Raw genomic sequence first — 19,010 nt, 5'->3', positions numbered from 1 at the left:
CACAGGCCTTCGGTTTTCCCCCGACATCTTCACGCCTGATTCGGCGGTTCTGATCATGGTTGAGGGCAGGTAATCGGAGAGCCCGCGCCATGATGCCAGTGGAGATCGACCCGTCCGAGGTGCGCGGGCCGCGCAAGGACCCGCATGAGAGCGTGCGCGCACGTCTCGGCCGTCCGGCGATGCTGGCCGCCCTGGCCGTGGTCGGTGTCGGCGGCTGCGCCGGCCTCGCCGCGGCGGCCTATCCGACGATCAGCGACCTGCTGCGGCCGCGCCCCCCGCAAGTGCATTTCGGCCGCGTCGCAGACATGCCGGAGATCAAGGACGGGATCCCGGCCCTGCGGACCACGCCCACCCCGGTGCGCCAGGTTCCGATCACTCAAGCGCCGATGGCGTCCGCGGCGGTTCCGCCCGCGACTCCGCCGTCTGCGCCCGCCGCCCTGCTCGATCCGAAGTCGGCCGGGGCGCCGAGCGCGCTGACGCAAAGCTCTTCGGCGCAGGGCTCACCGGCGCAGGGCTCATTAGTACAGGGGTCCTGGTCGCCAGCCTCCGACGTGGCCGCGACCGGCACCGCCGCGTTCCAGCCCGCGCCCGCCAGCCCGAGGGCGCCGGAGACGCCCCGTCCGGTCGCCACGCCCCGCGAGGCCGCGACGCCCCGCGAGGCTGCGACGCCCCGCGAGGCCGCGCCGCTTCCGCCGGCCCGGGCGGTCCAGGCCAAGGTCGAACCCAGACCCGTCGTTCCGCCGCGCGAGAAGGTCGCAGAGCCGAAGGCGACGCCGAGACCGGCGCCGGCCCGTGAGGCCAAGGCCGAGCCGGTGAAACCCGCCCCGGTCAGGCAGGCGGCCGAGAAGGCCGTCGCTGAGAAGCGTCCTGCCGAGAAGCACGCTGCGGAGAAGCCGGTCGCCCGGCGCGAGAAGGCCGAGGCGCACCAGCGCAGCGCCGCCGTCCAGCCCGCCGCGGCGCCGGCCGCGCCCGAGGAGCCGACCCGCTTTCTCGGCGTGCCGATGCCCGATTTCGCCCCGGCCGGCCGCGCGATCAAGGAGACGGTCGACGCGGTGATCTCCCTGCCCAGCCGGCTGTAACGGGGGCGGTCAGCCGGCCCGGCTCGCCCCGTCCAGAATCTCCAGCACCAGCGCGTCGCGATGCGGGCGGCCGTACTCGTCGGTCGCCTCGACGATGAGGCGGTGGGTGCCGGCCTGCAAGTCCCGCGGCAGGCGCGCGACCCAGAGATGCGAGCACGGCTCGGCCTTCACCCAGGATTTCCGGGTCGCGCCGTTGCGGGCATAGAGCGCGGCGACGAACGGGTCCGGCCGGCGCGTCCGGGTCATCGGCACGAGCGGGCCGTCGCCGATCCGGAACGACACCCGGCTGCGTGGGCCGCCATCGAACAGGTTGACCACCACGTTGGTCGCGCCGGCGCTCTCGGCCGGGATCGTGGCGCCGAGCAGTTCGTAGAGCCTCGTGTCGGGCAGGCGGGCGAGGTCGTCGCCGTGGAACTGGCTCTCCAGCACGATCCGCATCTGGCGGCCCGCATCGTCGCTCGCCGGGACGTAACGTGTGGTGTAGTGCCGCCCGCCGGTGATGCTGAGTACGTGGTATCCGTGCGGCGTACCGTCGCGGCTGTCGGCGGTGGCGATGCCGCGCCGGTCCGGCGGACCGCTCCACCACGAGCCCGAGACGGCGGTGAGCACGTGGTGATGGTGGGCGTCGCCGCCGGTCGCGCCCTGCTGGAAACCTGGACGGCCGTCGGGCCCGAGGTAATGGTGCTCGGTGGTGTGGGTGTGGCCGGCGACGCTCACGGACGGGCGCCCGGCGAGGAGCCGCAGCAGCTGGGCCCGATCCACGGTGCTGATGCCGGGTTCGTCCGGCCCGAGATCGCTGGCGAGCGGGATGTGCATCGCCACCACCACCAGGCGATCGGTGGGACTCCGCGTCAGCAAGTTCTCCACGAACGCGAGCTGACGCTCGCCGATCCGGCCCTCGTAGCGCCCGCCCCGTCCCGCCGTGGCGGTATGGGGGCCGAGATAATTGACGTTGTCGAGCATCACGAACAGCACGCCGCCATGCTCCAGCGCATAGTACGGCGCCCCGAAGGTGCGCTTGAAGGTCTCCCGGGAGTAGCGGGCGTCCGGCGCCTCGAAGTTGAGGTCGTGGTTGCCGCCGAGATGGAACCACGGCACCCCCAGCTGCGCGATGAGCCGGTTCTGGCGCGGGTAGAGCGAGAGGTCGTCGAACAGCACATCCCCGGTCGTCATGCCGAAGGCGACTTTGCCGGAGGCAGCCTTGGCCCCGAGCACCCGGGCGATGGCGGTGTCGCGCACGAAGGTCAGCTCGGCGTGGCTCTCCGGCTGCGGGTCGGTGAACAGCACCACGTCGAAGTCGCCGCTCTCCGGGCTGCGCACCAGACCGAAATCGACGGAGGGCGGCAGCGGCCCGGTCGGCGCGATGCCGGGATAGCGCAGGGCGAGATCCGGCGGGGTTCCCGCTGGCTGATGCAGGTAGGAGAAGCGCGGCAGGCCGTCGGACCCGAGCGGCAAGGCGAACCCCGTCGGCTTGATCACGAAGATCACCGCCTCGTCGCCGACCGGCAGGGTGTAGCGCCCGTCGCGGTCGGTGCGGACCACCTCGCGGCCGTTCGAGACCAGCACGTCGCGCAAGCCGGGATCGTCGGGCCCGCGCCGCCCTTTGCCGCCCGTATCCTCGTAGACGATACCGGTGACGTGTCCAGTGCCTTGCCCTCCAGCGGGGGCGCCCTGTGCCCGCGCCGCGAGGGGTGCAAGCGCCAGGGCCGTCGCGCCGGTCAGGGTGGTGCGCCGGGTCAGGGTGCGGTGGTCCGTCATCGCGGCCTCGTCCTCCCGGCAGCCCGCCGCCGGAGCGGATCGGGGCTGCGCGTTGGTCCGCCCGGAGGCAACCATGGCTTCTTGACGGTGCGGTGACGGTCGGAGCCCGCGTCGTCCGCGCGCTCCGGTCCTCGGATCGGTGCGCCAGGGCGGGCGCCCGACATCGTGCCCCACCGGCCGACGAACGTTTGTCCGGGGACGGATCACCCGACCATGGCGCTGCCCAGCTCCACCAGCACGCCGTCCCTACCCCGCACATAGGCGACGATCTGGCCCCACGGCTTGGTCACCGGCTCCGCCACCGGCATCGCGCCCGCCGCCACGGCCGGGGCGAAGGCGGCCGGGACGTCGTCGGCGATCAGCCCCACCTCGAAGCCCGCCGGCGCCTCGGCACGACGATTCAGGCGGAAGCCCGGACATGTTGCGCGACGATCCCTCCTCCGCGAAGACCAGGGCCGTCCCGCCGGTCTCCAGCTCGGCATACTGCCCGCTCTCGTGAGCGAAGCGCGACGCCAGATCGAAGGCGCGCTCGTAGAACGCGACGCTCGCTGCCACGTCCGGAACGTAAAGGATCGTGGTGCCGAGCCGCGTCGCCGAATCATCCCCCGCGGTCCGTGCGCCGTCACGTACCACCGCTCGCTGGGAACGTCCGCGTGAACACCCGCCCCTCGGTGTCCTTGGCCGCCACCGTCACCGGCTCGGCGTTGCCGGTGTAGGAGAAGCGGAAGGTCGGGTCCTCGCTGATCGAGATGCCGCCCGTCATCGAGAAGAGCGGCGTCTCGCCCTGGCGCACGTTTAGGGATTCGACGAACCAGGCCGGGGTGTAGAGACGGGTCACCTGGTCCATCTGCAAGCCGGAATAGTTCGGGTGGCGGACCTGCACCTGGGCCTCGCCGCGCTCCGCGAAGGCGCGGAAGCGCATCTCGCCGAGATGGGCCTTGGCCTCGGCCGGGTCCTTGACCGCCGGCGCCGAGCAACCGCCCGCCGCCTTGACGTAGGCCTTGGTCATGTAGAGGCCGCCATCCTCGGTCTCGGCGACGGCACGGACGTAGGAGTAGGAATTCACCCGGATGCGGGTGGAGAGGTCGAATCGGCGCTGGCCGTCCGCGAACCGGATCGTGCCGACCACCGGCGAGGGATTCTCGTCGACCACCAGGGTCAGGCTCTTCACCCGGCGGGCATCGCCCTCGGGCAGGGTGATCCGCAGGGTGACCGGCACGATGGCGGCGTCCTCGGCGCGCTTGGGCGCCTCGAGGCTCAGGAGCCCGGCTCCGTCCCGGATCGGGCGATCGCCCAGGAGGGTGGGACGCAATTCGCCCCAGGTGATCTCGGGCCGCTCGTCCTGCGCCGCGGCCGGTCCCGCCAGGGCCGCCACGACGCCCAAGGCCGACAGCACTCTCATGGTACAACCCTCATGGCGCTCTCCCGGATACGGGCCCCGACGGGCCTCTCTTGCTTCGACCAATGTAGAGGACGCGCATGCCGGACACCAGGATAAGTCCCTGACGGTGCGCGGTTTCGGACGCTGGCTCGCCGGATGGTGATCGGCGGCGTGCCGTTGCGCGCGGGCGCCCGCCGGCCTATCCCGGGGCGGTCGCCTCGAGGATCGTCGCCCGTGTCTGCACTCGCCGCCCTGCTGCCGGATCTCGGCCGCCGCACCCTGGTGATGGGCATCCTGAACGTCACCCCCGACTCGTTCTCGGATGGCGGCCGCTTCCAGGATCTCGACGCGGCACGAGACCAGGCCACGCGCCTGGTGCAGGACGGCGCGGCCCTCCTCGACATCGGCGGCGAATCGACCCGTCCCGGGCACGTGCCGGTGCCGGCCGAGGAGGAGCAGGCGCGGGTGCTGCCGGCGATCCGGGCGCTCAGCCCCACGCTCCCCGTCCCGATCTCGATCGACACCTACAAGGCTTCGACCGCCGAGGTGGCGCTGAGAGCGGGCGCGCGCCTCGTCAACGACGTCTGGGGCCTGCAGCGGGAGCCGGAGATCGCGCAGGTCGCGGCCCATCACGGCGCGCCGGTGGTGGTGATGCACAACCGCGAGAGCATCGACCCCAGCCTCGACATCATGGACGAGATGCGGGCCTTCTTCGAGCGCTCGCTGACCATCGCCCGCCGGGCCGGCATCCCCGACCGTGACATCGTGCTCGATCCCGGGATCGGCTTCGGCAAGAGCTGGGAGCAGCACCTGGAGGCCCTGCGGCGCCTGCCGGAGCTGAAGGCCCTCGGCTTTCCGCTCCTCGTCGGCGTGTCGCGCAAGTCGGTGCTCGGGCGCATCCACAACGCCGCGACGGCGCCGTCGGAAAGGCTGTTCGGCTCCATCGCCGCCCACGTCGCGGCGGCCTCCCTCGGGGCCGACATCGTGCGGGTCCACGACGTGCGCCCCCATGTCGAGGCCTGCCAGGTGGTCGACGCGATCACGCGGCCCGAGTCCCGCACCGGAGCCTGACGCTTTGGACCGCATCCTGATCCACCGTCTCGCGGTGTTCGCCCGCCACGGCGTGCTGCCGGAGGAGGAGGTGCTGGGCCAGCGCTTCTACCTCTCGCTCGAGGCCCGTCTCGACCTGCGGGAGGCCGGCCGCCGCGACGACATCGCCGCCACGGTGAGCTACGCCGAGCTCGCGGACCTCGCCCACCGCATCGCCACCGAGCGCCGCTTCCGGCTGATCGAGGCCCTGGCCGAGACCATCGCCCAGGAGGCGCTGGACGCCTTCCCGGCGCTCGCCGGCCTCACCGTGCGGATCGACAAGCCGGGCGCGCCGGTGCCGCTGGTGCTCGACGGTGTCGCGGTCGAGATCACGAGGACGCGCCGTGGCTGAGGCATATCTGGGGCTCGGCAGCAATCTCGGCGACAAGGCCGCGATGCTCGACGCCGCGGTCGCGGCCCTGGCCGCCACGCCCGGCCTCGCCGTGACGGCCCGCTCGCGCAACTACCGCACCCCGCCCTGGGGCGACACCGACCAAGACTGGTTCCTCAACGCCGCCCTCGGCATCGAGACCGTGCTCTCGCCCCACGCCCTGCTGGAGGCCTGCCTCGCCGCGGAGACCCGCCTCGGCCGGGTGCGCGAGCGCCGCTGGGGCCCGCGAGTGATCGACATCGATGTGCTGCACTATGCCGGCGCCACGGTCGCCGACGAGCGCCTGGTGCTGCCCCACCGCTTCCTGCGCGAGCGCGCCTTCGTGCTGGTGCCGCTGGCCGAGATCGCGCCGGATCTGGCGATCGGCGGGGAGACGGTGGAGGAGGCGCTAAGTCGTCTGGATCGAAGCGGGATCGAGCCGGAAGAGGTTCCAGGTTAGCGCATCCCTGTCCCGAACGACTGTGACGACGTGGAAGGCGATCCGGGATTCAGCGCGAGAAGTGCCGCGAAGCGGTTCTGCATGCTGCACCGCTGCAGACGGACGGTCGCTTCGCGCATTTCGATGGCTGGTTTCCGAATCTCCTTCCGCTGACGCTGCCGTCGTCCGGAAAAGGGGCGTGCGATGACGAGTGTCCGCCCTACACCGACCGCGTGATCCCGCCATCCACCCGCAGGTTCTGCCCGGTGATGTACCCTGCCCCCTCCGAGGCCAGGAAGGCCACCGTGGCAGCGATCTCGTCCTCGCGGCCGTAGCGGCCGTAGCGGCCGAGCGGGATGCGGTCGCGGATGCCGGGCTTCTCGGGCAGGCTGTCGACGAAGCCCGGCAGGATGTTGTTCATCCGGATGTTGTCGGCGGCGTAGCGGTCGGAGAAGAGCTTGGTGAAGGCGGCGAGCCCTGAGCGGAACACCCCGGAGGTCGGGAAGGCCTGCTCGGGCTCGAAGGCCGCGAAGGTCGAGATGTTGATGATCGCGCCGCCGCCCTGGCGCTGCATGATCGGCGTGACGAGGCGGGTCGACCGCACCACGTTGAGGAAATAGACCTCCATCCCGCGGGTCCAGTCCTCGTCGGTGAGGTCGAGGAGCGGGCCCTTCGGGCCGTGGCCGGCGCTGTTGACGAGCACGTCGACCCGCCCCCACCGCTCCATCGTGCGATCGACGACGCGGGCGAGGTCGTCGGTCGACAGGTTCGAGCCCGTCACCCCGACCCCGCCGAGGGACTCGGCCAGGGCCTCGCCCTTGCCCGACGAGGACAGGATCGCGACCTTGAACCCGTCCGCCGCCAGCTTGCGGGCAGCCGCAGCCCCCATGCCGCTGCCGCCCGCGGTGACGATGGCGACGCGCTCGTGGCTCATGATGCTTCTCCCGATTCTCCCGTCCGCCTGCATGCCACGAGGAGGCCGCGGACGTCACGGCGCCGTCGGGCTCACCCGCTCGAGGGGGAGGCCGGCCTCTGCCCAGCCGTCGGTGCCGTCCGGGTACCAGTGGACGCTCCGGTAGCCGAGGGCGACGGCGCGCTTGGCGGCGTTCCACGACATCCAGCAGTTCCGCTGGCAGAACAGCACCATGGGTCTTTCGAGTTGGCCCTCCGTCGCCGCCGCGAGGCCGTGCCGGAAATACGCTTCGGTCTGCGGTGCCAGGGCCCCGAAGCCGGTATTGGGCAGCCAGTGAGCGTGCGGGATGCTGTCATGCGGCGCATCGCGCCAGATCGTGCCGGGTGGGAGGGCGGTGGGCCGGGGCGGGCGGGGCAGCACGTCGACGAAGGCGGCGCCCGCCCGCCACAACCGCTCGGCCTCCGGCGTGTTGACCGTCACGGCGCCGCGCAAGGTGGCGGGCGTCGGGCTGCGATAATCCTCCTGACGGTACGCCTCGGGCTCGGGCGGGGCGGCCCGGGTGGCGGTCGCCGCCAGCACCAGGAACACCGCCGCGACGGCCCGCCTCACGGCTTCGGATCCGCCGGCATCAGCCGGTTCTCCTCCTCGTCGAGGAGCGGCACCGCGTAGTCGCGCAACACCGCCTCGATCTCGGCGCGGCGCTTGCGGAGCGCCGTGTTGAGGATCCGCTTCCACTCGTTCTCGCCGTGCCGCACCCCCATGGCGATGCGGTAGGCGAGCGGAGGCCGGTCGGGCTCGCGCAGCAGCGGCACCACGTCGAGGCTACCGGTCTCCTTGCCGCCCTCCTTGCCGGCCTCCTTGGCGAGCCAGCCGGCGGCGGGCCCCCACAGCACCGCGGCGTCGAGCTTGCCCGAGGCCACGTCGGCGACGATCTCGGCCGAGACGGTCTGATGCTTGCGGGCGGGGTCGAACTGGTAGGGCGGATAGGGCTTCATCGTCGGGACGAGGCCGACCACCCCCATCCGATCGACCGGGGGCGTGCCGACGATCACGCCGATCGCCTTGCCCTTCAGGCGTGGATCGTCGAGCCCGGTCAGGCCGTCGAAGGTGCCGTGGCGCGACACCAGGACGTAGGCCGAGCGGTAATAGGGGTTGGTGTGCTGCACCAGCTCGCTGCCGAAGGCCGAGCCGATGATGACGTCGCACAGGCCCGTGCCGAGGGTGTTGCGCACGAAGCCCGGCCCCTGCGTGAGCCAGTAGTAGCGCAGCTTCACCTTCAGCTCGTCGGCGATGATCGCCGCGATGCGGTTCTCGAACCCGTCGCCTTGGCGCTCGGAGGCGGGCATGTTGCCGGGATCGGCGCAAACCCGCAGCACGTCGGGCGTGACGAGGTCGGGCAGGGATTGCGCCCGCGCGGGAACGGCCAGCACGAGGCCGGCCGTCAGGAGAGTTGCCGTGAGAGGGACCCGCGCCATCAGCCGCCCAGGCACTCCTTCTCCTGCTTGCGCGCCGCCTCCGGCTTGTCCTCCTTCTCGCCCGGCCGCACCCGGCCCATCGCGCCGGCGGCCCGCGCCTTCAGGTAGACGTAGAGGTCGTCCATGTAGCAGGTGACGTTCTTGTTGTCGCCGAAGGCCGGCATGACCTTCTGGGTCGATGAGTTCACGTCCTGCTTGCCGCCCACGACGATGCCGACGAATTCCTCGTAGGAAAGATACTTCAGCGAGTCCTTGAGCGCCGGGGCGTAAGTGGAACCCATGCCGTCCGGACCGTGGCAGACGTGGCACTCGGCGTGGTAGCGGCGGTAGCCCGAATAGCTGTACCAGTCGACCTTCTTGCCGTTGTCGGTCACGTGGAAGGTCGGGGCGCCCGCAGCGTCGAAATACTTGCCGTCCTCCACCTTCACGGCGGCGTCTTTGGCGAGCAGCTTCTCGTCGGGCTCGGCGGTCTTGTCGTTGGGGTTGAGCTGGTTGGCGAGGGCCGGATCCGGCTTTTTGGCATCCTCAGCATGTACGGCAACCATCCCGATGGCTGCTAGGGCGAGGCCGGCCGCGAACGGCCGCATGACAGCTTTGCTGAGGTCACGCAAAGGACGTTTCTCCCTGACAACTTTGGGCGCCTGCCACACAGGCCGCAGCGGCACCATCGTCAACGTCATCTAATCATGCCAGAGCCGGCGCGGAAACCCGCGCCGGCCCGGACTTAGGTCTGAGATGCTTTGGTCTCAGCCCGCTTCCCCACCGGCTGGTCGGCCGGTCAGTTCGGCAGGGTGAAGACGGTCAGCTGGCCGCCGAGGTTGGTGTAGCTCGACAGGGCGGCGTAGCCGCCGACCGCGCCGAGGCCGGCATTCGGGTCGGTGAGGCCGGCCGCGAGGCCGATGCCCGCCCAGCCGCCGACGCCCGACAGGACGGCGATCTGCTGCTTGCCCTTGTGCTGGTAGGTCATCACGTTGCCGATGATGCCCGACGGGGTCTTGAACTTGTAGAGTTCCTTGCCCGACTTGGCGTCGACCGCCTTCAGGTAACCCTCCAGCGTGCCGTAGAACACCACGTCGCCAGCGGTGGCGAGAGCACCCGACCACACCGAGAACTGCTCCGGCACCGACCACTTGATCTTGCCGGCAACGTTGTCCCAGGCAATGAAGTTGCCCATGCCACCGTGGCTGTTGGGCGCCGGGTACATCGACAGGGTGGCACCGACATAGGGCTGGCCCGGGGTGTAGCTCACCCGGAACGGCTCGTAATCCATGCAGACGTGGTTGGTCGGCACGTAGAACAGGTTGGTCTTGGGCGAGTAGGCGGCCGGCTGCTGGTCCTTGGAGCCGAGCGCCGCCGGGCAGATGCCCTTCGAGTTGGTGTCCTCGCCGTTCTGGTCGGTCGAGTACTTGGCGACGACGAGCGGTCGGCCATAAGTCTTCGAGGACTTGTCCTGGTCGACCTTGGTGGCCCAGTTCACCGCCGGATCGTACTTCTCGGCTACGAGCAGCTCCCCGGTGGCTCGGTCGAGCGTGTAGCCGAAGCCGTTACGGTCGAAGTGGGTCAGGAGCGGGCGCTCCTTGTCTCCGATCTTCTGATCCGTGAGGATCATCTCGTTGATGCCGTCATAATCCCACTCGTCGTGGGGGGTCATCTGGTAGACCCACTTCGCCACGCCGGTATCGGCGTCACGGGCGAAGATCGTCATCGACCACTTGTTGTCGCCCGGACGCTGCTTCGGGTTCCAGGTCGAGGGGTTGCCGGTGCCGTAATAGACCAGGTTCAGCTTCGGATCGTAGGAGTACCAGCCCCAGGTCGAGGCGCCGCCGGTCTTCCACTGGTCGCCTTCCCAGCTCTTGAGCGACGAATCCTTGCCGACCGGCTTGCCGAGCTCGGTGGTCTTTTCCGGGTCGATCTTCATCTCGGCGTCCGGGCCGAGGTTGTAGGCGCGCCAGGCCTGCTTGCCGGTCTTGAGGTCGTAGGCGGTGATGTGGCCGCGGATGCCGTACTCGGCACCGGCGATGCCGACGATCAGTTTGTCCTTCACCGGCATCACGGTGGCGGTGTTGGTCTCGCCGATCTTCGGATCGCCGTTCTGCACCGACCAGTTCACCTTGCCGGTCTTGGCGTCGAGCGAGACGATGGTGGTGTCGGCCTGGTGCAGGAAGATCGCGCCGTCGGCATAGGCCAGGCCACGGTTCACCGTGTCGCAGCACATCACCGGGATGACGTTGGGATCCTGCTTCGGCTCGTACTTCCAGAGGATCTTGCCGTCCTGGTTGAGGTCGAGCGCGTAGACGATGTTCGGGAACGGCGTGTGCACGTACATCACGTCGCCGACGACCAGCGGCGAGCCTTCGTGGCCGCGCAGCACGCCGGTCGAGAAGGTCCAGGCCACCTGAAGCTTGTTGACGTTGCCGGTGTTGATCTGGTCGAGCTTGGAATAGCGCGTGTTGGCGTAATCGAGCGTCTGGAGGACCTGCTCGGCCGGGTTGGCCGAACGCTTCAGCACGTCTTCGTTCGCCAGCGCCGGGACGGCACCGAGGATGCCCGCGCTCACCGCAAGGAGATGGACCGCTCTCATGGATTCCTCCGACAGGTGCATTCCGCTGCGCGCCCCGAAACGGGACGCATCAAGCCGTTCCTGTTGTTTGCGTTTTGGGGATGTCGTTGGCTTCGGCAGCGTGTCACAACCGGCCGCCAGCGGGGCTGGCGTGAGGAGTGCCCGAGCGGGCTTTGCCGTGTCTGCGAACCGAACACCGCCTTCCCCTGGCGGCACCGTTGAAACCGAAGCTTGAAGGAACTCTAAGAGAAATTGGGACGCCGTCAACATACCTGCCTGCGGCAGGGCGCCCCTGACAGGCTCGCAAATCCATAACTAAGGTATACATCGCCCTGAATGCTGCCCTGCAGCATCGATTGTGCCATGCAACATCAACGGGTCGTGTACGGATTTGTTGGACGACGAACGAGGTCCCTTCGCCGCGCGAGCGTGACCACAAGTCGTCGATTATTCCCATTCCAGTTCCTGGTAGGCGGCGGTGGCGTTGCGGGCGTTGAAATCGTCGAACAGGGCCCACTCCTCCGCCTCGTCCCGGGCGGCCCGGCCCGCCTCGCCGATCGGCGTGCCGTCCCGCACCATCGTCCGCACCTGTGCCTCGAGCCTCGCGAGGTAGCGGTCGATCGGCCCGGCGGCGGCGGGCCACGGGACGGCGGCGGGGCCGTGGCCCGGGACCACACGGGCGGCAGGCCGCGCCCGCAGTGAGCGCAGGGTCGCGATCCAGCCGGTGAGCCGCCCGTCGAGGGCCGGCACGTGGCCGACGAACAGCAGGTCGCCGAGGAACCAGGTGGCGGTGCCCTCGTCCCACACCGTCAGGTCGCTGTTGGTATGGGCGGTCGGCCACGCTTCGAGGTGCAGCGCCCGGCCGCCGAGGTCGAGATCGAGGCGCGTTGAGACCAGCAGGGTCGGCGGCACGATCCGGGTGCCGGCGAAGTCGGGCCCGACGAGATCGGCATTGGCCCGCAGGTAGTCTCGCGCCCGCGCCGCCAGGGAGTCCGGCAGGGTGCGGTGGCCGACGAAGGTCGTGCCCTCGTCCGCGAAGGCGGCGTTGCCGAGCACGTGGTCGGGATGGACGTGTGTGTTGATCACGTAGCGCACCGGCAGGGCGGTGCGCTGCCGCAGGGCGGCGCGCAGGCGCTGCCCCGCCCGCAGGCTGCCGCCGGTATCGATCACCGCCACCGCGTCGCGCCCGATCACGAAGCCGACATTGGCGATGGCCCCGTCATTGTCCCGTCCGGCGAGGGCGTAGGGCGCAGCGTAGACGAAGACGCCGGGTGCGACCTCGTGCATCGGCAGGGGCATCACGGCCCGGATCGAATCGTTCCCTATCGGATCGTTCCCTGTGGGATCTTGCCCGGCCCGAGCCGGTGCCCAGAGGAGTGCGAGGGCGAGAAGGACAGCGGCGGCGGTCCTCACCACGCGTCGCCGGTCTCCGCGTCCCCCGCCTGGAGCGGCGCCAAGGGCGTGAACAGGGTGCGGTCGGGCTTGATGTCGAGGAGCGGCGTGCCGTCGAGGCAATCGAGGCCGCGCACGTGCACGACGCCGTCCTCGACCCGAATCAGATGGACGATGCTGGTGCCGATCGGGTTCGGCCGCACCGGCGAGCGCAGGGAGAAGGTGCCCCGCGTGGCGCCGTCATTGGCCGGGCTCTGGCGCACGAGGTCGCGCCGCGAGCGATCGAGCCAATACAGCACCTCCAGGCGCTCGTAGAGCGCGACGCCGTCGAGGGCCTCGCGCCAGGGGGGGAACACCTCGATCCGGCACGCCGGTCCGTCGGCCCGGCCCTGGCGCGGACAGCCGAGGCGGTCGGTCCAGGGCGTGCGGATGCGGCCGATGAAGACGAGGCCGGCATCGTCGGGCGCGGGCGGCTCCACCGCGACTTCGCCGGCCCGGATCTCGTTCAGTCGAACCATCGGGCGTCGTCTCCCCCGGGGGCTTCGCTCCCCCCTTCACGCAGGGGCCTCTCGCCCCCGTCGTGCAGGTCGGGCGCTGACGGAGGTGTTCAGACTGCGCCGGCCCGACCTGCCGCCGGCCCGACCCGCGGGGGCAGTCGTCGGGCCTAGCGGTGAGACCCTAGAGCAGCGCCCGCTCGCCTGGCAATCGCCCGGCGGATCGAGCCGCTGGTCCGGCACGCCTCAATAGGTTGCGAAGATCTCTCGCAGCATCGCGGGGTCGCGGGTCACCGTGAGGGCCAGGGCCAGCAGGATACGGGCCTTCTGCGGCGTCAGGTTGTCGGCGCTCAGGATGCCGAGTTCGGCGAGCCGCCTCGTGTCCGGCACGACGCCGCTGCCGGCGCGGGTCGATTGCACCACGGCGATGCCGGCGGCCACCGCTTCCCCCAAGGCTTCGGCCTCCGCGGGCGGGGTCATGCCGGGGGCGAGCCCCGCCGAGACGATGCCCCGCGCGCCCGCCGCCGCGAAGGCCCGCACCGCCGTGCCGTCGGCATCGGCGTAGGCATAGGAGATGTCGACCCGTGGCAGGGCGTCGAGGGACCGGATGTCGAACGGCGTGCCGGGGGCGTGGCGGCGCTCGGACCTGCGGTAGTAGCGCACATGCGGTCCGTCGACCTGGCCGAGCACGCCGAAATCCGGCGTCCGGAAGGTCTGGAGCCGGGCCACCGAGGTCTTGGTCACCTCGCGGGCGGCCTGGATCTCGTCGTTGAGCACCACCAGCACGCCCCGCCCGCGGGAGTCCGGCGCCGCGGCCGTCCGCAGGGCGGCGACGAGGTTGAGGTCGGCATCGCTCGACAGGGCGCTGATCGGCCGCTGCGAGCCGACCAGCACCACCGGCACCGCGACGGTGAGCGTGAGGCTGAGGGCGTAGGCGGTCTCCTCCAGGGTGGCGGTGCCGTGCCCGATGACGATGCCGGCGAGGTCCGGGTGCTCCGCTACCAGCCGCTCGCAGAGCAGGACCAGGGCGCGCCAGTCGGAGAAGCCGATCCCCGGGCTCGTCACCGCCCGGTAGCGCACCGGCACCAGGGCCGCGACGGTCGCGGCCTCCGGCACCCGCGCCAGGATCTCCTCCGCCTCCAGGCGCTCGCCGGTGGCGGTGTAGTCGAGGATGTCGAGACGGTCGCGGCCCACCGACGAGAGGGTGCCGCCGGTGCCGATGAACGCGACCTTGGGGAGTGCTGTCATGCTGCTGGATTACCTCGTACTCGCACGCCCGTCTTTGGCATGAACCGGGCCATCCGCACGAACCGGGCCGTCGTCGTCGCAGCCCGGCGCGTCGAACAGGGCGGCGAGGCCGCAGGCCGAGCCGAGCATCCGGCCGCCATCGTGGCCGACGCCCGGCACCACGTGCAGGGGCTGGTGCAGGTCGGGGTGGCGCGCCCGCAGGGCCGCCCAGTAGGCCTCGCCGCGGGCGAGGCGGAAGGGTCCCTGCGCCTCGGCCATGCAGCTCCTGTCGAGGGCGGGATGGTGCGGGTCGGTGTCCCGGGCGCCGAGCAGGTAGATCACCGGCCGCGCCACATAGGCCGCCTCCAGGGCCGCCGGCGCGGCGCCCCCGGCATAGCGCGGCAGGTCCTGCATCCCGTATTTCCAGCTTTCGTAGCCGGGGCAATCCGCGGTCGGGCCGGGCCGCTCGGGCGTGAAATAGGCGTAGCTGCTCGGATTGGCGACGACGTAGCTCACGCGCACGCCGCGTTGCGCCAGGGCGTCGCCGGCCCGCGACAGGACGGCGTAGCGCTGCGCCACCTGGCCGCCGCCGGAATGCCCCGCGACGACGAGGCGCGACAGGTTCGGAAAGCGGGCCCGGTCGCCGAGCCGAGCCAGGATCGCGTCGAGTGCGTCGAAGGAGCTCAACGGCTCTGGCCCGAGCGCGTCGTCCCCACCCTGCCAGCCCTCGAGCGTCCAGTGCAGCACGTCCGCCGGCAGGGCGTGGCCGGCCCAATCGATCTGGCTGAGGAATTGCGGCACCACCAGCAGCGCCCCCGCGCCCCCCGCGCCCGCCGCCTCGCGGGCGGCCAGGGCCGAGGCGTAGTAGACCTCCGCGTCGCGCAGGCGGCCGTGCAGCACGATCACCGCCCGGGTCACCTCCGGGTGGGGTGCGTCCAGGTCGGCGGAGGCGAAGAGCCGCAGGCGGGCGCCCGGCGCCACCTCCAGGCTCCGATCGGCCACGGCCGCCACCGGCCGGCGGTGCGGGCCCGCCTCATCGGCCGCCTCGGCCCGGGCGGCGAGCAGGGTGAGCAGGACCGGAAGGATGGAGCGGAGCAGGGACGCCATCGGACCTCGGCGAAGGCCGGGCCGTCCGGGGAGCCGGTCCGGGGTGAGACTGGTGCCGGCGGAGGGGATCGAACCCCCGACCTTCGGTTTACAAAACCGCTGCACTACCGCTGTGCTACACCGGCCAAGTGGCTCAAGCGATTGCCGTCACAGGCAAATCACAGTCGCCAGGGGCGACATAAACAGCGTTTGTGCGCGTCTCGTCAAGGCACAAAACTCGGCCCGGCGCGGTCTGCCGGCGGCGGGCTGGCTCGCCCATGAGGGCCTGCACATGCCAGGTCAGTATATGCCGGGGCAGGATCATGGCAGTCTCGTCGATGGCCGGCGGGTTGCGCCAGGTCCGGCCCTGGCGCGCGGAGCACGGGATAGGGAGGTCGACGGCTCCGGGCGCCGAGCCTGGCCCGTCAGCCAGGCCGCGATTGCAGGAAGGCGACCGGGCCGGGATCGGTCCGGGTGAAGACCGCGGCGGTCAGCCGGCCGGTCCGCACCGGGGCGGTGTCGAGGTTGGTGCGGTACGGGTGGCGGTCGGGGAGGCCCGCATAGCACGGCGTGTGCCCGTGAACGACGTGCTTGCCGAAATCGAAATCGACGGACAGGAACGGCTCGCGGATCCACAGGCGGGCCATCACGCTCGGATCGATGCCGCGGCGGCCCGGTCGGAAGCCGGCATGGACGTAGTAGCGCAACGCGTCCTCGTGCACGGTCTTCAGCCCGGCGATCCAGGCCAGCGCATCGGCCGGGAGATCCGCGACCCGCGCGACACCGTAGGAGGACAGGGTCCGGTCGCCGCCGGTCGCGAGCCAGGCCGCGGCCCGACGAGGGTCGTGCACGGCCTGCAGCAGGGCCGCTTCCCGGTTGCCCATCAGGCACACGACGGCGTCGGGGTCCCGTTCCTGCACCTGCCGGATGACGGCTACGGCGCGGGCGCTCTCAGGACCCTTGTCGATATAGTCGCCGAGGAAGACCAGTTGCCGGCGCCGGCCCGCGCCGTGGGCGTCGATCTGGTCGAGCAGGTTCTCGAGTGCGCCCGCGCAGCCGTGGACGTCTCCAATGGCATAGGTCAACTGGTCCATGCACGGATGGCTCTGCGAGGCGGTGGGCCGGGAACACGATCCAAGCCGCGGATGGCCGCCGCTGTCGATGCCGCAGCGGCAATCCGGGACGGCGGGACGAGAGATCGGGACGGAACGCGCAGGCGGGCCTGCGACGTTGGGGAAGACAGCTAGACCGTCGGCCGTCGCTCACGCACTGCACGACATCCTCGCTTCACCGGATTGTCACGCCAACGCGCCGTCATGGAAACTTGGCTGGGCGATCTAAGCATCATTCACCGATGTGATCACCCGTTCGGCAATGAAGATGATGCAAAAACCGAAGTCTAAGCAAAGTTGCGCCATGCAATTTTGCTTAAGCCCGACGATGTCGCCATGGCCGGCGCCAGGCGGGGCGGCTGCACGGCGCCGTGTCCCGCAGGATCGCGTACGGCTTGTCGGCCTGGTCCATGACGAGCCGCACCGTCACGGCCCAGGTGATCGCCGAGGCCTGGCACGGGCGATCTCGGGGTTCGTGGCGCTCATGCTCTCGGGCCGGAACGTCCCGGACCGGGCTCCGGCGGCGACCTTCGTGGCGGGACATGAGGCCGTGCGCAGGGTCGCCGCAGCCGCATGCTCGTCGTTGCCGCACTGCAACAAAGCGTCGCGACGTTCGACCTTGGTCCAATGCTGGCACGCGAATCGCTGTGCCCGTTCGGTGCGGCGCGAGCATCCGTCCGGCCCGGACCTCCGCCCGATCCGCAGCGCGAGCGGCCGATGGAGGTGGTATGGCGGATTATCTCACCGTTGCCCTGGTCTGCGCCAGCTCCCTGGCGGCGCCGGATTGCTCCCGCGAGACGGCACTCGACGTGGCGGTCGCACCAGCACCGACGCCGATCACCTGCCTGATGCAGGGCGAGACCCTGGCGGCGCAGAGCGGCTTCGTGCGCGGGCATGAGACCTATCTCAAGGTCGCCTGCGAGCGCCGCCGCACCGCCGCTCTGCGCTCCGAGGCGGAGGCGCAGTAGAGGAAGCGCGGGCCGGGGATGGATGGATCGGCCGCGCCGGTCTATGGCCTCGCATCCCGTTGCGCGAGGCGCCGGGCGGGCCCACCTGAGCGGTGAGCCGGCCGCGCGCCGACAGGAGCGTCACCCCCGCCCCATGCAGATCGAAGCCGTCCCGCCGCAGACCCACCTGCCGCCCCTCGCCAAGCTCGCCCTGGAGCTCGGCCCCCTCGGGGTGTTCTTCTTCGGCAATGCCTATGCCGACCGGTTCGGCTTTCCCGCCGACCAGCGCCTGTTCGTGGCGACCGGGCTGTTCATCGTCGCCACCCTGGCGGCGCTCGCGGTCCATTACGTCTGGGTGCGGCGCCTGCCGATCATGCCGCTCGTGTCGGGCGTCGTGGTGGTGGTGTTCGGCGGCCTGACGCTGCTCCTGCGCGACGAGCTGTTCATCAAGCTCAAGCCCACCATCGTCAACAGCCTGTTCGGGGCGGTGCTGCTCGGTGGCCTCGCCTTCGGCCGGCCGCTGCTGGCCCTGGTGCTCGACAGCGTGTTCGATCTCACCCAGGAGGGCTGGCGCAAGCTCACCTTCCGCTGGGGCCTGTTCTTCTTCGTGCTGGCGGCGTTGAACGAGGTGGTGTGGCGCACCCAGACCACGGATTTCTGGGTCAGCTTCAAGGTGTTCGGCATCATGCCGCTCACCATCGCGTTCGCCCTCGCCCAGACGCCGCTGCTGCTGCGCTACGAGCGCAAGAAGGACGAGACCAGAAAAGACGGAGCGACGTCGGATCAAGCATAGGCGGGACGCGGTGCCGCAGCCGGAACGGGCGCGGGACTTCGACGATTCTTCCCGTCATGAGCCTCGCCCCAGAAGATCCCCCCGGAAACGCCCTCTCCGGGAAGGCCCTCGCCATCCACCGCCGCCTGTGCGGAGTCTATGGCTGCCCGATCCCGTACTTCCACGATCTCGATCCGGTGAGCGAGCTGGTCTCCTCGCTCCTGTCCCACCGCACCCGCAACGCGGAATCCGGCCGCGCCTTCAAGGCGCTGCGGGCGCGCTACCCGGATTGGGACGCGCTGATCGCGGCGCCCGCCGCCGAGGTGCAGGAGACGATTGCCGGGGTGACCTGGCCGGAGCTGAAGGCGCCGCGGATCCAGGCGAGCTTGCGCGCGGTGCGGGAGCGCGCCGGCGGCCTCGATCTCGGCTTCCTGCGGGACATGCCGGTGCCGGAGGCCCGCGCCTGGCTCGAGGCGATCCCGGGCATCGGCCCGAAGACCAGCGCGGCGGTGCTGTCGTTCAGCAGCCTGCGGATGCCCGCCCTGCCGGTCGACAGCCACCATCATCGCGTGGCGCAGCGCACCGGCCTGATCGGTCCCAAGGTCGATGTCGGGCCCTCGCACGCGATCCTGCGGGCGCAGCTGCCAGCGGAGTGGGACGCGCAGACGCTCTACGACAATCACGAGGTCCTGATGCTGCACGGCCAGCGCTGCTGCTTCCACCGCAACCCGGCCTGCGGGCGGTGCGCCGTGCTCGATCTCTGCCCCACCGGCCAGGCCCGGACGGGCGCCCGCACCGCGCGCGAGACGGTCGCGCTGCACCCCTGATTCCACGCGCTTGACCCCCCTTCCGGAACGGTCCAGAACGCCGCGCCCGCGGGATTGTGACAGCCCTCGGCCAAGGGACCGAGCCAAGG

General features: G+C 70.8%; 20 protein-coding genes, 1 tRNA gene and 1 pseudogene. 7 read left to right on the top strand and 15 right to left on the bottom strand.

What is annotated here, in order from left to right:
• Positions 1-89 precede the first annotated feature (89 nt).
• Positions 90-1,079, top strand: a complete 990-nt coding sequence (locus tag MFF64_RS12060; RefSeq protein ID WP_099907889.1) for a chemotaxis protein CheA — start codon at positions 90-92, stop codon at positions 1,077-1,079.
• 9 nt (positions 1,080-1,088) lie between these two features.
• On the opposite strand, the gene MFF64_RS12055 is transcribed toward MFF64_RS12060, so the two are convergent.
• From MFF64_RS12055 to MFF64_RS12045, 4 genes and pseudogenes are all read right to left on the bottom strand, one after another.
• Positions 1,089-2,837 carry a calcineurin-like phosphoesterase C-terminal domain-containing protein gene (locus MFF64_RS12055; RefSeq protein ID WP_099907891.1) on the bottom strand — a complete coding sequence of 583 codons (1,749 nt, stop codon included), beginning with the start codon at positions 2,835-2,837 and terminating at the stop codon, positions 1,089-1,091.
• A gap of 203 nt (positions 2,838-3,040) precedes the next feature.
• The gene (locus tag MFF64_RS12050) at positions 3,041-3,205 is read right to left on the bottom strand and encodes a VOC family protein (protein ID WP_207768248.1); all 165 of its coding nucleotides are present in this window, start codon (positions 3,203-3,205) and stop codon (positions 3,041-3,043) included.
• Positions 3,206-3,320: 115 nt separating this feature from the next.
• Positions 3,321-3,392: pseudogene (locus tag MFF64_RS38150) on the bottom strand (hypothetical protein); the annotation flags it as partial.
• A gap of 67 nt (positions 3,393-3,459) precedes the next feature.
• Positions 3,460-4,239, bottom strand: coding sequence for a quinoprotein dehydrogenase-associated SoxYZ-like carrier (locus MFF64_RS12045; protein WP_099907893.1), 780 nt, complete (start codon positions 4,237-4,239; stop codon positions 3,460-3,462).
• Between the two features lie 264 nt (positions 4,240-4,503).
• Here MFF64_RS12045 and folP point away from each other — a divergent pair, with 264 nt between their 5' ends.
• The 3 genes from folP to folK are packed head-to-tail and all read left to right on the top strand — an operon-like array spanning position 4,504 to position 6,137.
• Positions 4,504-5,289, top strand: coding sequence for a dihydropteroate synthase (gene folP, locus MFF64_RS12040; protein ID WP_238190974.1), 786 nt, complete (start codon positions 4,504-4,506; stop codon positions 5,287-5,289).
• Positions 5,290-5,293: 4 nt separating this feature from the next.
• A complete protein-coding gene (gene folB / locus MFF64_RS12035; RefSeq protein WP_238190895.1) occupies positions 5,294-5,659 on the top strand; it encodes a dihydroneopterin aldolase in 366 nt (121 codons plus the stop codon).
• Positions 5,652-6,137: a 2-amino-4-hydroxy-6-hydroxymethyldihydropteridine diphosphokinase gene (folK, locus tag MFF64_RS12030; protein ID WP_099907899.1), complete on the top strand. Its 486-nt coding sequence runs from the start codon at positions 5,652-5,654 to the stop codon at positions 6,135-6,137. Before folB ends, folK begins: the two co-directional genes overlap by 8 nt.
• Positions 6,138-6,336: 199 nt before the next feature.
• On the opposite strand, the gene MFF64_RS12025 is transcribed toward folK, so the two are convergent.
• From MFF64_RS12025 to MFF64_RS11975, 11 genes are all read right to left on the bottom strand, one after another.
• The gene (locus tag MFF64_RS12025; protein ID WP_099907901.1) at positions 6,337-7,050 is read right to left on the bottom strand and encodes an SDR family oxidoreductase; all 714 of its coding nucleotides are present in this window, start codon (positions 7,048-7,050) and stop codon (positions 6,337-6,339) included.
• A gap of 54 nt (positions 7,051-7,104) precedes the next feature.
• Positions 7,105-7,638 carry a PQQ-dependent catabolism-associated CXXCW motif protein gene (locus tag MFF64_RS12020; RefSeq protein ID WP_099907903.1) on the bottom strand — a complete coding sequence of 178 codons (534 nt, stop codon included), beginning with the start codon at positions 7,636-7,638 and terminating at the stop codon, positions 7,105-7,107.
• Positions 7,635-8,504 carry a rare earth element methanol dehydrogenase accessory protein XoxJ gene (xoxJ, locus tag MFF64_RS12015; RefSeq protein ID WP_238190893.1) on the bottom strand — a complete coding sequence of 290 codons (870 nt, stop codon included), beginning with the start codon at positions 8,502-8,504 and terminating at the stop codon, positions 7,635-7,637. The genes MFF64_RS12020 and xoxJ overlap by 4 nt, the downstream gene beginning before the upstream one ends.
• A complete protein-coding gene (locus MFF64_RS12010) occupies positions 8,504-9,091 on the bottom strand; it encodes a c-type cytochrome, methanol metabolism-related (protein ID WP_207768074.1) in 588 nt (195 codons plus the stop codon). The genes xoxJ and MFF64_RS12010 overlap by 1 nt, the downstream gene beginning before the upstream one ends.
• Before the next feature lie 191 nt (positions 9,092-9,282).
• Positions 9,283-11,085, bottom strand: coding sequence for a lanthanide-dependent methanol dehydrogenase XoxF5 (gene xoxF5, locus MFF64_RS12005; RefSeq protein WP_238190891.1), 1,803 nt, complete (start codon positions 11,083-11,085; stop codon positions 9,283-9,285).
• 426 nt (positions 11,086-11,511) lie between these two features.
• Positions 11,512-12,363: a quinoprotein relay system zinc metallohydrolase 2 gene (locus MFF64_RS12000; protein WP_099904232.1), complete on the bottom strand. Its 852-nt coding sequence runs from the start codon at positions 12,361-12,363 to the stop codon at positions 11,512-11,514.
• A 110-nt stretch (positions 12,364-12,473) separates the two neighbouring features.
• Complete coding sequence (gene tsaA / locus MFF64_RS11995) at positions 12,474-12,974, bottom strand: tRNA (N6-threonylcarbamoyladenosine(37)-N6)-methyltransferase TrmO (protein WP_099904230.1); 501 nt, start codon at positions 12,972-12,974, stop codon at positions 12,474-12,476.
• Between the two features lie 222 nt (positions 12,975-13,196).
• On the bottom strand, positions 13,197-14,198 hold the full coding sequence (locus tag MFF64_RS11990; protein WP_099904228.1) for an asparaginase: 1,002 nt from the start codon (positions 14,196-14,198) through the stop codon (positions 13,197-13,199).
• Positions 14,199-14,207: 9 nt separating this feature from the next.
• Positions 14,208-15,284 (bottom strand): hypothetical protein, encoded by a 1,077-nt coding sequence (locus MFF64_RS11985; protein WP_099904226.1) that lies wholly within the window; start codon positions 15,282-15,284, stop codon positions 14,208-14,210.
• Positions 15,285-15,334: 50 nt separating this feature from the next.
• Positions 15,335-15,409 (bottom strand) — tRNA-Thr (locus MFF64_RS11980).
• 279 nt (positions 15,410-15,688) lie between these two features.
• Positions 15,689-16,357: a metallophosphoesterase family protein gene (locus tag MFF64_RS11975; RefSeq protein ID WP_099905774.1), complete on the bottom strand. Its 669-nt coding sequence runs from the start codon at positions 16,355-16,357 to the stop codon at positions 15,689-15,691.
• A gap of 746 nt (positions 16,358-17,103) precedes the next feature.
• Here MFF64_RS11975 and MFF64_RS11970 point away from each other — a divergent pair.
• The 3 genes from MFF64_RS11970 to MFF64_RS11960 all read left to right on the top strand — a co-directional run bounded on the left by MFF64_RS11970 (position 17,104) and on the right by MFF64_RS11960 (position 18,921).
• The gene (locus tag MFF64_RS11970) at positions 17,104-17,343 is read left to right on the top strand and encodes a hypothetical protein (protein WP_099905776.1); all 240 of its coding nucleotides are present in this window, start codon (positions 17,104-17,106) and stop codon (positions 17,341-17,343) included.
• Positions 17,344-17,476: 133 nt separating this feature from the next.
• Entirely contained in the window at positions 17,477-18,115 is a 639-nt protein-coding gene (locus MFF64_RS11965; RefSeq protein WP_099905778.1) for a septation protein A, read from the top strand.
• Between the two features lie 56 nt (positions 18,116-18,171).
• Entirely contained in the window at positions 18,172-18,921 is a 750-nt protein-coding gene (locus tag MFF64_RS11960; RefSeq protein WP_099905780.1) for an endonuclease III domain-containing protein, read from the top strand.
• The last annotated feature ends 89 nt before the right edge of the window (positions 18,922-19,010 follow it).

The organism is Methylobacterium frigidaeris, from assembly GCF_022179185.1.
GTDB classification, from domain to species: domain Bacteria; phylum Pseudomonadota; class Alphaproteobacteria; order Rhizobiales; family Beijerinckiaceae; genus Methylobacterium; species Methylobacterium frigidaeris.
This window is presented reverse-complemented; position numbering and strand designations above follow the sequence as displayed.